Here is a 13,869-nt window from a genome sequence, read left to right on the forward strand (position 1 = left end):
TTCTTCATCTTTTCACGCAACGTATTGATAATTAACTTCCTGTATCATCGGAATTAATTGTTCGGACAAGGAATAGCGTTCTGAATACACAATATCATTCAGATTATCATAAGCAGTAATATAATTCAATTGGTTTATTACGGGAATATAATACGGTTCATTGGCAAAAAATACAAAATCATACGTTTCCGGATTGACTAGATGTGTACTGCTCTGAACACCTATTCCTCTGATCGAAATAAATGTCCCTTTAGCAGTAGTATTATTAGTGAAAGTATCATCCATACAAGATAATATAGCTACTAATAATAAAAGGTTGAATAACCCAATATTCACTTTAAATCCCTCTAATCTCATTAAACATTCGTATTTACCTGACATTGGTACTCAGTCAAGTCTTAATCTGTAATCAGTCAAAATCTCATAATGCAAATGTCGGGATATTGCATGACTCTGCGAATTTCATTCATTTCTCATACAGACAATGAAAGTTATCTTATATGGCTAATAAAGAGGTCGTCCGAATGGAATATTGCGAAATCTAAAAATAAGGAGTAGTAAAACAGGCATTTTGCACTATTAGAATAAAAAAAAGACAAAAGTTTCAGCATTCGAAACTTTTAGTGTGAATTAATATAAATAAATTCCATAATAAAACAAGCCCCCGGATAATCTCATCCGAGGGCTATGTTATATACTATGATACAGGTGAAAAATCAGAGTGTTTTACGTTCTGTCTCCGTAGGTGCCACCTCATCCGGGATACTGAACTCCCGGTTGGCAAACAAATCCGCCAGTCCCGAAATCTGCTTCAAACGCAGCAGTTCATCCCGATCCATTCCGATATTTTTCATAATCCACTGGTCGGACATGCCGGCTCTGTCCAATTCTGCTACAATGTTACACATCAGCTCAATATTATGCATCCCACGGGCACGGTTGTGCCGGATGGTAGAGCTCATACGATTGGACAAATCCTTATCGATCACCACAATCGGAAGCAATCCGTTCTCACGCTTATAAATCCGTTTCGATGTCTTCAATACCGTATATCGGTGATAACCATCTACGAGGATATAATTATCTTCCTCTTTATTGTAATAACATACACAAGGCATTGTAAAACCGTCTTCCCAGATCGAAAGCTCCAGTAACTTCATTTCGGGAGGAGCTACGACATTCGGGTTATAATCGTTCGCTAATACTTTTTCTACGGGCACTGCTTTCACCTCGTAGACCGGACTTTTATCTACACTCATGATACTATGATTCTATATTGTTCCATAACTTGACTTCTCTTACTCATCTCCTCTTTGGTCGGCGAGAATCCCATGTATTTGCAGGCATGGTCATTCTTGAGGATACAGATACACATACGCTTGTAAGTCGGTATTTCCCTAAATTCCGGAATATCGATATCATCCTGATATTCCATGCGCACCGGCTTCTTGTATGTCTTATAGTTGCTATTGTCCATCACGATAATCGGCACTTTGGCATCAATCAGTTTCTGAATGGTGGAATCACTCAGACAGCCTCCTTTGGTTCGCCAAAAATGTACACTGACAGACAGTTTACGCAGATACCCCTTTCGGGCCCGTTCCGGCAAGGTAGAGAGCAGGAAGTACATAAACTCCCTCCAGGTGTACCCTTCCGGAAGTTTCACCATCTGCCATCCCATAGCGTGCGTGCCTCCATACATACCGGTGAAGTTCACGCCATTCACCCGTCCTATCATCTTCCCCCAGGTGTTAGGGTCAAGCACCCGGTAGAGCGCCAGACTCTCCTGCGCTTCATTGATGAACGGGCTTGCTACCCGTTGACGTTCCAGATTGACTCCGGCACGATAATACAGGTCATACAGTACATTATAGTCCCACTGGAATTTTCCGTTTGCCGTCCACACATCCGTCGTCTTCCAGTCGAAGATGGGATAGGCATTATAGATGTCATTTCCGACCTTTGAAGTCCATCTATACTTATGATACATCTGGAATTTGCGGCTCATATAGATACATCGCCAGCGGTTAAAACTTTCCTGCGTACGGATACCGATCAGACAGCAGGTGCGTACCGCATCCTTTTTCTGATGGAGCCACTGCGCAAAACGCATCTGGAATTCATAATCCCACATGGTCGTATTGTAAAAAGGAAAATCCTCCTTCTTCATGGCCTTCTTAGGCATGGAGCGTACCCAGATATCTTTCTTGTTATCCTCCCAGGGCCGCCAGAAGGACTGGTACATAGATGTACACGTAGATACCCGGAAAGGCACGCACACACGGTATACATCCAGGATGTCCTTGTTCGCCTCCAGTATCCTGTCCACATAGTCGATAGTCATCTTGTATTGAATCTCATAGTCCATGTGAAACACTCCCAAACGTATTTTCAGATTATTCCGCCTGATGTAGTCGATACACATATTCAGCAGAACCCCACTATCCTTTCCTCCCGAGAAAGATACATAAATATTATCAAACTCGTTAAATATTACTTTCAGTCGCTCTTGTGCTAATTCATATACATTTTTTGTTCCTGTGATTGTTTTTTTTCCCATAATTCATCTGTTCATTTTTACATAGCGTGTCCACTTCTTGTCCATAGATGCAAACTCGAATTTCTCAAAAGTTTCCTGATCTTGTATCAGCGTGACAGAGTTAAGCGTCCAACCCGCAGGTATAAATGCCGTGACTACAGAAGATAGCAGAAGCGACAAGATCTCTTTTCGTTTCTCGTCCACCGCAGCTACATAATAATTATTAATGACAGCCTTTTTCCCGCTTTTCTGTTCAACCGGAATAAAGCCTATCACATCTCTGTTATCAATCGCAATGTACCAAACAAAATCTTCGCTTGTCTTGAACGGATAGTTATTATTTGCACGTATTACATCCGGATCCATTACTAGAGGCGCCAAAAGCTGATATAAATGTTTGTCTTTTCCTTTTAATTGTATTACCTGTATCATAGCATTCAAAAATAGACAGACAAAAATAGGTAAAATTTCCTCGTTTCAGCACAAAGCATGCGTAAAAAATTTATTTTTTAGCAATTCCCCCTCTTGTTTCATAATTATTTCCAATTCTCCCACCATCTGATGAGTGCACTAATCCAATCGTATTTTTATGTTCCGACAGCCGATTACTTTATACAAAGCAATATGGTTTCTTCCTTGTCCCTGCAATATTTTCTCAATCCTTCTTTCCCTTTCCAGTAAAGTCTCTTCATTATTTTCCACATGAAACTTTTTATTATACCTATTTCCATTATACTTATAAAAAACAATCCCTTTTTGCTTCCGGAAACGGAAACAAAGACTATTTTTTTCAATTGGGTATAGCCGTAACAGATCGGTAATTCTCTTCACGATTCTATCAAGAAAATTTCGTTACATCACTTGTACCGACCTCAATACAGATCTCAACGATATAGCAGTACGTATGTATCCAACTAACGAAACGGCAAACCTGAATAGCATCAATTATCTGCTGAATGGTATCCAAAAACAGACTCTTCACGGCTCAGCACACCATATCTACAGTTGGGAAATTGCCGTTTACGATTCAGTAAAAAAAACCGGAAGAAAATAAAATCGGCGCACTATCTTTGAACCAAAGAAAAGAAAAAGTATAACTCAAAAAGTACAATTATGAAAAAGTTATCAATCTTATCAATGTTGCTATTATTCATTAGCATGGGAAACATTCAGGCACAAACTGTCAAAGAAGAATCCCGCAAACAAAAAAAAGCTGAACAAGAATTACTCGACCAAATGTTTTTCGATGAAGCTAAACAAGCTATAGAAATGAAAAACTTCATTTTGGAAGCAGATCATGTTATGTTTAAATATGGTACCACAGCTTTCGTTTCTCCCAACACAAATTTTGTAGCGGTAAAAGGTAATAAAGCTGTGGTTCAGGTAGCCTTCAATATTCCGATCAGCGGTCCCAACGGTCTAGGCGGCATTACTGTCAACGGGAATATATCCGGATATAAGCAGACTACCGACAAAAAAGGTAATATATCCGTTTCGATGAACGTAATGGGAGTCGGAATATCAGCACAGGTGAACATCCGCTTGAATAAAGGAAGTAATAACGCATCGGTAGACATAAGTCCGAACTTCAATTCAAACAACTTTTCATTAACAGGAAGTTTACTCCCAATGGCTAAGGCCAATGTATTCAAAGGCAATTCACTCTAAGGTAAAAAATGTGTATTCAGTAAATAAACAAGTTAAAATATTTTAGCTGACTATAGGCATTAAATTAAAAACAACTATGGTTTAACACTTAAAAGAAAGAATATGAAAAAGTATCTGTTTATAGGATTAATGGCAGTACTTGCCACTTCGTGTGAAAAAGATCCGGATTTAAGTAGGCTTGACAATAATTTCACAGTTTACACCAATTATGACAGCAAAACTAATTTCAATGATTTCAAAACTTATTGTTTGCCCGATAGTATTCTACTGATAGGACAGGGAATGAAGGCGGAGTATTGGAAGGATGAGAATGCACAAGAAATTATTAAGCAGGTTGCTGATGAGATGGATACCCGTGGTTATACAAGGGTTAAAGTGATTAAGAATGCTAACATTGGGTTACAGCTCTCTTTCACGCGCCAAACAACCCAAATAATAGGAACCGGCGGATGGTATGGAGGCGGATGGTATAACGGCTGGTGGGGACCCGGTTATTGAGGACCATATTGGAACGACTGGTATTATCCGTATCCTGTAACTTATAGTTATAATACAGGAACATTGATAATGGAAATGGTAAATTTGACAGACCATCCCGAGGATACAAGTCAGAAAGTAAAGTTACCGGTAATCTGGCATTCATACGCAACCGGACTATTATTTGAGAATTCCAAATATAACATGCAACTAACGTTGGATGCGGTCAATCAAGCGTTTGACCAATCTCCTTATATCAAGAAATCCTAAAAAGCAAAATTATGAAAACAATAAAATTTATTCCGAAGAAAAAGTATATTCTGGCATTCATGATATCGGGCCTGTTTTATTTCAGTAGTTATGCACAGGATATCAGCGATAGATTGCATTTTAATGTAGACTGGCAGATGAATGCTCCTCTCAATACGAATTTTGCCGATAAAATCAGTGGTTGGGGTATGAACCTGGAAGGAGGTTATTTCCTTACTCCACACTGGAGCCTGGGGGCTTTCCTTGATTTCCATACAAATCATAAATATGTTCCGCGTCAAACCATAACTGAAGGTACTGCTTCGTTGACTACTGACCGACAAGAGTCGGCTTTCCAGCTACCATTCGGGCTTGCCGCTTCATACCGATTTATCAGCAATGGATGCCTGAAACCTTATGTTGGCACCAAGATAGGAACCATGTATGCCCAAAATACAACATATCTGAATACTATAAGTCTGACAGATAAACCCTGGGGGTTCTATGTCTCTCCAGAAATTGGAGTGAACATTTATCCGTTTTCCCAAAGCCGATTTGGTTTCCATCTGGCTGCATATTATAGTTATGCCACCAACAAAAGCGAGTTGCTGACCGGTTGTCAGGATGGAAATAATAATATTGGATTCCGCTTAGGTGTTTGTTTCTGACATGATCTAGATTCTCTCAAAAAGACAAGAGGAAGTACAAAATGTTATAGTTACTTTTGGCGACCTCTTGTTTTTTTGTTAAATTTGTAATATATAAAGTCTACGTTCAATATGCGGCAAAAGTTCAATTATCTGTTTATTGGTTTGCTATTCTCAGGATTGGCATTTTTCTCATATCTGTTTCTCTTGCTTTATTCCGACTTCACCCCGCAACATCTGGAAGTGCTGATTTCTTTCAAGTCATTTATCCTGATACTTGCCGCCTTTAATCTAGTCGGTTTCGGAGTATTAATGATCCACAACTGGCAAAAGCGAAGCTTTCAGTTTCTGGTCAAACGAAAAGAGCGATTGATTATCGATTGCATTCTGACGGCAATTATTCTGTTTTTAATGAATTATCTGGTCTTGTCAATAGTCAAAGCCATATTTGAGGTTCCTGCACCATTTACTCTGAAAGGGTCCGGGCTGAGAATGATAGCCTTAGTCTGGCTGGTAGAAATGGTAATAACCAACCTTACTTTGACTATCAATTTTTACAGGCAGCTAGTTCTTCTGCACGAAAGAACGGAACAAGTCGAAGAGAATTCCATTAAGGCACAGTATGCAGCTTTGCAAAATCAGCTGAATCCTCATTTTCTCTTCAACAGTCTCAATACACTTATATCCGAAATAGAGTATGCTCCCAAAAACGCAATTCTATTTACCCAACGTTTGTCTGATGTATACCGATATATATTACAAAGCCAGCAACAGCGTCTGGTTACTATAGAATCCGAACTCTCTTTCATCGACTCTTATATTTTTCTTCATAAAGTCCGTTTAGGAGACTGCATCCGGATAGAGAATAGAATAGAAGCTGATAATTATGATTTGAAACTCCCCTCATTAACCCTGCAGCTATTGGTAGAAAATGTCATTAAGCATAATATAATTAATATGGATATGCCAATGAATATTTTGATCGATTATGATTCTGAGAATGGAAGAATATTGGTAACCAACAAAATCAGGATAAAGCCCAATGTGGTCAGCACCGGCATGGGATTAAAGAATCTTTCAGCCCGTTACCTCCTGATATGCAATCAGGATATTACCATAGAAAATAATACGAATTATTTTACCGTTAAAATCCCAGTACTGAATGAATAAAATTACAGCAGTCATTATTGAAGACGAAATTCCGGCCGCCCGTCGGTTAAACAATACATTAAATGAGTTACGCCCCGAATGGCAAATTACAGTATTGCCCGGTAGTGTAAAGAAGAGTGTAGAATGGTTTGCGGAAAATCCCCATCCGGATCTTGTTTTTCTCGACATACAATTGACAGACGGCATTTCATTCACATTCATCGAACAGGCACAACCAGAAAGTACTATCATTTTCACCACTGCGTATGATGAATATGCCATTCGGGCATTTACAGTCAACAGTATCGATTATTTACTTAAGCCGATTGATAACATCCGACTGGAAGAAGCAATTGTAAAGTTCGAACATCTGACTACCAAATACCTGAATCAGGGGCAAAAGCCAATTGACTTAATGGAAATTTTACAAAACATCACCCAACCGGGAAAGAAATACCGTACCCGTTTCCTAATCTCAGGCGATGACAAACTTTTTACCTTACAAGTGGAAGACATTGCTTATTTTTATTCAGAAAATAAAGTAACCTTTGCCGTAACCAAGCAAAATAGAGAATTTATCATTGACCTTTCTTTAGACAAGCTTATGGAACAACTCGATCCGGATGTTTTTTTCCGAAGCAATCGTCAAACAGTAGTTAGCATCAATGCCATCGTAAAGGTTGAGTCATATTTTCTGGGAAAAGCAATCTTACATGTAAAGCCGCCTTTTAAAGATAAGATAATTGTCAGCCGTGACAAAATAGCTCCTTTAAAACTTTGGCTAAATTATTAAATTTCAGCAGAGTTAATTCTGCATGTCTCAATATTCATATTCCCAATCAATTGCTTTTTCACTCAGTAAGATTAATAAGAAAAGCTCCGATCCCGTTAAGAACCAGAGCTTTTCCTAATTATAAAAATCAAAAGAAGCGGTGCGTACGGGACTCGAACCCGTGACCCCATGCGTGACAGGCATGTATTCTAACCAACTGAACTAACGCACCAAAATTTCCTTTTTAATTCGCATCTCTCTCGATTGCGGATGCAAAGGTAGACATTTTTTTGAAACCTACAATAGCAAGAGTATCTTTTTTCTGAAAAAGTGTGTTTATTAAGAATTATCATGTACATTTGCAAGCATTACTATAAATAGAAAATAGAATGAAAAATACACCAATCGAACGAAATGTGATTGACGAAACGATTAATGAGTTTCAAATTGTCGACTTTTCGAAGGCTACTATCCGTGAAGTGAAAGCGATAGCTTCAAAGGCGGAAGCAGTATCAGGCGTTGAATTTATCAAGATGGAAATGGGTGTTCCGGGACTTCCGGCCTCTGCCGTAGGAGTAAAAGCGGAAATCGAAGCGCTGCAAAACGGAATTGCCAGCCTGTATCCCGATATCAACGGATTGCCGGAACTCAAAAAAGAAGCGTCCGACTTTATCAAAGCATTCATCAATGTAGATTTAAGCCCGGAGGGATGCGTACCCGTTACCGGCTCTATGCAGGGAACATTCGCTTCGTTCCTTACTTGCAGCCAGTGCGATGAAAAGAAAGACACGATCCTGTTTATCGATCCGGGATTTCCCGTACAGAAACAGCAGTTGGTAGTGATGGGACAAAAGTATGAGACATTTGATGTCTACGACTACCGCGGTGACAAGCTGAAAGAAAAGCTGGAAAGCTATCTGAGAAAAGGAAATATATCGGCTATTATCTACTCAAACCCCAATAACCCGAGCTGGATTTGCCTGAAAGACGAAGAGTTGCGCATCATCGGCGAACTTGCCACCCAATATGACGTAATCGTACTGGAAGACCTGGCATACTTTGCAATGGATTTCCGTCAGGATCTGAGCACTCCTTATCAAGCTCCGTTCCAGCCTTCGGTAGCTCACTACACAGATAATTATGTGTTGCTGATTTCCGGTTCCAAAGCCTTCAGCTATGCCGGACAACGTATCGGCGTGAGCTGCATTTCCGATAAGTTGTATCACCGCAGCTATCCCGGACTGACGAAGCGTTATGGCGGGGGAACATTCGGCACGGTCTTCATCCACCGCGTACTCTATGCACTGTCTTCCGGCACAAGCCACTCCGCACAGTATGCGATGGCTGCCATGCTGAAAGCTGCCAATGAAGGTCAATACAACTTCCTCAGCGAAGTGAAGGTATATGGTGACAGAGCGCAGAAGTTAAAAGAGATTTTCCTCCGTCACGGATTCTATCTGGTATATGACAATGACTTGGGCGATCCGATTGCCGACGGATTTTACTTCACCATCGGCTATCCGGGAATGACAAGCGGCGAACTTGCCAAAGAACTGATGTACTATGGAGTGAGCGCCATTTCACTGGTCACCACCGGAAGCCACCAGGAAGGATTACGCGCGTGTACCTCTTTTATTAAAGACCACCAGTACGCACAGCTCGACGAAAGAATGAAGCTGTTTGCCGAACATCACCCGATTGCCTGACAGCCGAATAGCGTATTTATGCCGGAACTGATGTTCATGTCAGATGCGGATATTCATAAAAGCTGCTCTTAAAACAAAAAAAATGGGAAAGTATGGCTATTATTCCATTTCTTTTCTTATATTAGTGGCACGAATATCAATCTGATGGCATGAATATAGACTCTGACATATTTAAAATTCAATCGAATAATGTATTGCCATCACGAGGAAAGATTCTCATCTCCGAACCTTTCCTTCGTGATGCCACATTCGGCAGATCTGTAGTTCTGTTGATCGACCATACCGAAGAAGGCAGCATGGGGCTGATTATCAACAAACAACTGCCGATATTTGTCAACGACATTATCAAAGAATTCAAGTATATCGAAAATATACCTTTATACAAAGGCGGACCTATCGCTACAGATACCCTGTTCTACCTTCATACACTGGCAGACATTCCGGGTGCCATACCTATCAGCAAAGGACTGTATCTGAACGGTGACTTTGATGAGATAAAGAAATACATACTGCAAGGAAACAAAGTAGACCGCTACATCCGCTTCTTCCTGGGATACTCCGGCTGGGAAAGTGAACAACTGAGCACCGAACTCAAAGAGAACACATGGCTCGTCTCCAAAGAAGAGAATGCCTATCTGATGAACGGAGACACCAAGGATATGTGGAAACAAGCCTTGGAGAAACTAGGCAGCAAGTATGAAACCTGGTCACGCTTTCCGCAAGTGCCGACTTTCAATTAATGTCTCTTCGGATTCAGATACTGGAAGATAGCAGCATCTTTGTAACATCCACCGACCTGTAACCAATCCTTCAACAGTCCGCATTGGACGAAACCGCAGGAAGTAAACAGTTTCATACAGACTTCATTGTCCGTAGCCACATGGGCATAAAGTTGAGTCAGCGACAAGAAATCGAAAGCATACTCGCACAGCAACTGCAAAGCGTCCGATGCGTAACCTTGCCGGCGATAGTCTTTATGAACGGCTATGCCGACCTCACCACGAGAGTGGAGAGGAACAAAATCCGTGATATCAATCGTCCCCAATATCCGATGATCGGACTTACTCATTATCATCAGGCGCAACTGCTTGTCGGCAAACACATCACACTGGGAACCCTCTATATATTGCCGGAGCACGTAGCGGGAATAAGGAACGGTAAAATTACTGATATCCCACATGGAAGGGTCATTCTCCATCTCATACATCACATCCATATCTTCCGGCTCTACCGCACGAAGATAGATGCGGTCATTACTTAAAAAAGACTGTTTCATACCAGCTTATTCTTTATTAATATGGAGTTCGTTACGAAGTCTTTTCTCGCTGGGCAGACAAAAAAGGGAAGCGGTCAGCCCGATCAGCATACAGAGATTTCCGGTGTTGCTAAGAGTCAGATAATAGCATAATACGTTGAGGACGATAGCCACTTCGAGCAATCCGAGGCGTACCATGCTCCACTGCACATAACGCTTCAACGCAAGAGGAATCGTCAGGAGGTCTATCTTCTTTTTCAGTACCAGACTGAACAGTTTCAAGGCAAGCGGCACACACAAGGCGGTCAGCAAGATACCTGCCGTCTCCATATAATAGGTGGCCTGTGGGTTATCGACCAAAGCTCCCACAGGAAGAAGGTCGAACTCCCCTGCCCCAAGCAAAAAGGCGGGAAGCACCCAAAAGAAAACATAACTGATATTCAAATCTCTCACTGCGCGTTTTATCTGTTCTTCCATGTTAGTTACGATATTCGTTCAAATAATAAAGTTAGATTATACGGTTCCGGTAAAAAGAGTCCGGTTGACAATACTGCGTCCCAGAGTGATCTCATCGGCATACTCCAGTTCATCACCAACGGAGATGCCCCGTGCTATTACGCTGAGTTTGACCCCCATCTTCTCCAGTTTACGGTAGATGTAGAAGTTGGTGGTATCTCCTTCCATCGTGGTGCTCAAAGCGAGGATGACTTCCTTGATTCCTCCTTCGGATACCCGCTGTACGAGACTTTCTATTTGCAGGTCGCTCGGTCCTACCCCGTCCATTGGCGAGATCACTCCGCCCAGTACGTGGTAAAGTCCCCGATACTGCTGGGTGGCTTCTACCGCCATCACATCGCGGATATTCTCTACCACACAGACAGTAGAGGCGTCACGCTGCGGATTGGCACAAATCTGACAAGTCTCGGTATCAGATATATTATGACATACTTTACAGTACTTTACTTCACGCTTCAGCGTAATGATGGAGTTGCCGAATGCCTCCACAGTAGCCGTGTCCTGCCGGAGCAGATGTAATACAAGCCGCATTGCCGTCTTGCGCCCGATGCCCGGAAGTTTGGAAAATTCGCCTACTGCCTTTTCAAGCAGTACGGAAGGATATTGTTGGTTCATAGATTACGAATGAAATTCTATCTGTTTCGGGCGCAAAGATACGGATTATTGTTTTTAATACAAAGAAAGTATTACCTTTGCAGCCGATATGATGATATTAGTCATTATTATATGCTATTTTGCGGGCTTGTTGTTAATAGCCCACATCACCGGACATAAAGGCGGATCAAATGCAGCGTTCTTTAAAGGAGAAAACAAATCACCCTGGTATATAGTCTCCTTCGGCATGATTGGCGCTACAATTTCCGGCGTGACTTTCGTATCCGTACCGGGCATGGTTCGCGGAATGGACATGACGTATATGCAGACCGTATTCGGATTCTTCTTCGGCTATATGATCGTAGCACACATATTGCTGCCTCTTTACTACAGGCTGAATCTGACAAGTATCTACGGATACCTCGGTACACGCATCGGCGTGAATGCCTACCGTACCGGCTCTTTCTTCTTCCTGCTCTCCCGTATGCTGGGAACGGCAGCCAAACTGTATCTCGTCTGTCTGATCCTGCATACGCACGTATTTCAGGATATGCACATCCCTTTCTGGGTGATTGCCGTCGGCTCCGTGACCCTCGTGTGGATATATACCCACAAAAGCGGCATCAAGACAATCGTATGGACGGACACCCTGCAAACATTCTGTCTGATCGCAGCCCTGCTATTCATCATCTACTTCACCATACAGAAGCTGGATATAGGCTTTGACGGCATCGTACAGACCATCCGCCACAGCGAACACAGCCGCATCTTCGTATTCGACGACTGGATGTCCCGCCAGAACTTCTTCAAACAGTTCTTCAGCGGCATCTTTATCGTCATCGTCATGACCGGACTCGATCAGGACATGATGCAGAAGAACCTCTCCTGCCGTAATCTGCACGAAGCCCAAAAGAATATGTACTGCTACGGATTCTCGTTCATCCCGCTGAATTTCCTGTTTCTGTGCCTGGGCATTCTGCTGATTGCATTAGCGGGACAAATGCAACTGGAACTACCGGCCATGAATGACGATATCCTTCCCATGTTTGCCACACAAGGATATCTGGGACAGTCGGTACTGGTTCTTTTCACCATCGGCATCATCGCCGCAGCTTTCAGCAACTCAGACTCCGCGCTGACCGCCATGACCACCAGCGTATGTATAGACCTGCTGAACACGGACAAAGACACGGAAGAAACAGCCCGTCGCAAAAGAAAGAAAGTACACCTGTCCCTCTCCATCCTGCTGGCTTTCTTTATCTGCCTGGTGGAGATGCTGAACAACAAAAGCGTGATTGACGCGATCTACATCATCGCCTCCTACACATACGGGCCTTTGCTGGGCATGTTCGCCTTCGGACTGTTCACCCGGCGCCGGACTAAGGACCGGCTGGTCCCGCTCATCGCCATCGCCTCCCCGGTGCTCTGCTACGCTCTGGACTGGTGGATAAACAAAGAAACCGGATATAAATTTGGCTATGAATTGCTAATGTTGAACGGAAGCCTTACCTTTGCGGGGCTCATGCTGCTGTCCGGAAAAGAGAAAACGGCGAAAACGCCTTGAAAACTGGCGTCCGGAGTTTATAATAAAAAGTAGTGGAGTTTATTATAAACGTGACCATAGTTTATTATAAACGATAAGAGAGTTTATTAGAAGTAGAAAAACAAAGAAATAAATGACAATAAAATGGAAATAACGAGTGCAGAATTTGTGATTAGCAACACGGACGTGAAGAAATGTCCGACAGGAGTATTTCCCGAATACGCCTTCATCGGGCGGTCGAATGTAGGAAAGTCGAGCCTTATCAATATGCTGACTGCCCGCAAAGGACTGGCGATGACCTCCGCCACACCGGGAAAGACAATGCTTATCAACCACTTCCTGATCAACCAAAGCTGGTACCTGGTCGATCTTCCCGGATACGGCTACGCCAGACGCGGACAAAAAGGAAAAGACCAGATACGTACCATCATCGAAGACTACATCCTCGAACGGGAACAGATGACCAACCTGTTTGTACTGATAGACAGCCGTCTGGAACCGCAGAAAATAGACTTGGAATTTATGGAATGGCTGGGCGAAAACGGCATCCCTTTCTCCATCATCTTCACCAAAGCAGACAAACTGAAAGGCGGACGTCTGAAAATGAATATCAACAACTACCTGCGTGAACTGAGCAAGGAATGGGAAGAACTTCCCCCGTATTTCATATCTTCATCGGAAAACCGCACAGGACGCACGGAAATCCTCGACTACATAGAAAACATCAGTAAAGAAGTCTATAAAAATAAGTAAA

At 42.3% G+C, this 13,869-nt stretch carries 16 protein-coding genes, 1 tRNA gene and 1 pseudogene; 10 read left to right on the forward strand and 8 right to left on the reverse strand.

Features of this window, described 5'->3' with window-relative positions; all coding sequences use genetic code 11:
• Positions 1-12: 12 nt before the first annotated feature.
• The 4 genes from NBH01_RS16770 to NBH01_RS16785 form a co-directional block, all read right to left on the reverse strand.
• The gene (locus NBH01_RS16770; protein ID WP_008763521.1) at positions 13-357 is read right to left on the reverse strand and encodes a hypothetical protein; all 345 of its coding nucleotides are present in this window, start codon (positions 355-357) and stop codon (positions 13-15) included.
• Between the two features lie 359 nt (positions 358-716).
• Positions 717-1,259 (reverse strand): IbrB-like domain-containing protein, encoded by a 543-nt coding sequence (locus tag NBH01_RS16775; RefSeq protein WP_008763520.1) that lies wholly within the window; start codon positions 1,257-1,259, stop codon positions 717-719.
• A complete protein-coding gene (locus tag NBH01_RS16780; protein ID WP_008763519.1) occupies positions 1,256-2,560 on the reverse strand; it encodes a DUF3440 domain-containing protein in 1,305 nt (434 codons plus the stop codon). Before NBH01_RS16780 ends, NBH01_RS16775 begins: the two co-directional genes overlap by 4 nt.
• 3 nt (positions 2,561-2,563) lie before the next feature.
• Positions 2,564-2,971, reverse strand: coding sequence for a hypothetical protein (locus NBH01_RS16785; RefSeq protein WP_008763518.1), 408 nt, complete (start codon positions 2,969-2,971; stop codon positions 2,564-2,566).
• A 472-nt stretch (positions 2,972-3,443) separates the two neighbouring features.
• Between NBH01_RS16785 and NBH01_RS16790 the strand changes: the two genes are divergently transcribed.
• The 6 genes and pseudogenes from NBH01_RS16790 (at position 3,444) to NBH01_RS16815 (ending at position 7,522) form a co-directional block, all read left to right on the forward strand.
• Positions 3,444-3,593 carry a hypothetical protein gene (locus NBH01_RS16790; protein WP_155249841.1) on the forward strand — a complete coding sequence of 50 codons (150 nt, stop codon included), beginning with the start codon at positions 3,444-3,446 and terminating at the stop codon, positions 3,591-3,593.
• A gap of 59 nt (positions 3,594-3,652) precedes the next feature.
• A complete protein-coding gene (locus NBH01_RS16795; protein ID WP_008763516.1) occupies positions 3,653-4,207 on the forward strand; it encodes a DUF4251 domain-containing protein in 555 nt (184 codons plus the stop codon).
• A gap of 102 nt (positions 4,208-4,309) precedes the next feature.
• Positions 4,310-4,954: pseudogene (locus NBH01_RS16800) on the forward strand (DUF4136 domain-containing protein).
• Positions 4,955-4,965: 11 nt separating this feature from the next.
• On the forward strand, positions 4,966-5,601 hold the full coding sequence (locus NBH01_RS16805; protein WP_008763514.1) for an outer membrane beta-barrel protein: 636 nt from the start codon (positions 4,966-4,968) through the stop codon (positions 5,599-5,601).
• A gap of 111 nt (positions 5,602-5,712) precedes the next feature.
• Positions 5,713-6,750, forward strand: a complete 1,038-nt coding sequence (locus NBH01_RS16810) for a sensor histidine kinase (RefSeq protein ID WP_011107610.1) — start codon at positions 5,713-5,715, stop codon at positions 6,748-6,750.
• On the forward strand, positions 6,743-7,522 hold the full coding sequence (locus NBH01_RS16815) for a LytR/AlgR family response regulator transcription factor (protein ID WP_008763513.1): 780 nt from the start codon (positions 6,743-6,745) through the stop codon (positions 7,520-7,522). Before NBH01_RS16810 ends, NBH01_RS16815 begins: the two co-directional genes overlap by 8 nt.
• 137 nt (positions 7,523-7,659) lie before the next feature.
• On the opposite strand, the gene NBH01_RS16820 is transcribed toward NBH01_RS16815, so the two are convergent.
• Positions 7,660-7,733: transfer RNA gene (locus NBH01_RS16820), tRNA-Asp, on the reverse strand.
• A gap of 157 nt (positions 7,734-7,890) precedes the next feature.
• Here NBH01_RS16820 and NBH01_RS16825 point away from each other — a divergent pair.
• Together NBH01_RS16825 and NBH01_RS16830 are read left to right on the forward strand one after the other, a co-directional pair.
• Positions 7,891-9,207, forward strand: a complete 1,317-nt coding sequence (locus NBH01_RS16825) for an aminotransferase class I/II-fold pyridoxal phosphate-dependent enzyme (protein ID WP_008763512.1) — start codon at positions 7,891-7,893, stop codon at positions 9,205-9,207.
• Between the two features lie 149 nt (positions 9,208-9,356).
• The gene (locus NBH01_RS16830) at positions 9,357-9,947 is read left to right on the forward strand and encodes a YqgE/AlgH family protein (RefSeq protein WP_008763511.1); all 591 of its coding nucleotides are present in this window, start codon (positions 9,357-9,359) and stop codon (positions 9,945-9,947) included.
• Here the strand turns inward: NBH01_RS16830 and NBH01_RS16835 are convergent.
• Genes NBH01_RS16835 through recR form a run of 3 tightly spaced genes read right to left on the reverse strand, consistent with a single transcriptional unit; the run spans position 9,944 to position 11,593 of the window.
• Positions 9,944-10,483 (reverse strand): GNAT family N-acetyltransferase, encoded by a 540-nt coding sequence (locus NBH01_RS16835; RefSeq protein WP_008763510.1) that lies wholly within the window; start codon positions 10,481-10,483, stop codon positions 9,944-9,946. The genes NBH01_RS16830 and NBH01_RS16835 overlap by 4 nt on opposite strands.
• A 6-nt stretch (positions 10,484-10,489) precedes the next feature.
• Positions 10,490-10,939, reverse strand: a complete 450-nt coding sequence (locus NBH01_RS16840; protein ID WP_072067282.1) for a hypothetical protein — start codon at positions 10,937-10,939, stop codon at positions 10,490-10,492.
• Between the two features lie 36 nt (positions 10,940-10,975).
• Positions 10,976-11,593, reverse strand: coding sequence for a recombination mediator RecR (gene recR / locus NBH01_RS16845; RefSeq protein WP_008763508.1), 618 nt, complete (start codon positions 11,591-11,593; stop codon positions 10,976-10,978).
• An 88-nt stretch (positions 11,594-11,681) separates the two neighbouring features.
• On the opposite strand from recR, the gene NBH01_RS16850 reads away from it, so the two are divergent.
• Positions 11,682-13,136: a sodium:solute symporter gene (locus tag NBH01_RS16850; protein WP_048696225.1), complete on the forward strand. Its 1,455-nt coding sequence runs from the start codon at positions 11,682-11,684 to the stop codon at positions 13,134-13,136.
• A gap of 123 nt (positions 13,137-13,259) precedes the next feature.
• Complete coding sequence (gene yihA, locus NBH01_RS16855; protein ID WP_008765852.1) at positions 13,260-13,868, forward strand: ribosome biogenesis GTP-binding protein YihA/YsxC; 609 nt, start codon at positions 13,260-13,262, stop codon at positions 13,866-13,868.
• Position 13,869: the final 1 nt, after the last annotated feature.

The sequence above is a fragment of the Bacteroides sp. B1-V-101 genome (genome assembly GCF_023656585.1).
Taxonomy (GTDB): Bacteria; Bacteroidota; Bacteroidia; order Bacteroidales; family Bacteroidaceae; genus Bacteroides; species Bacteroides thetaiotaomicron.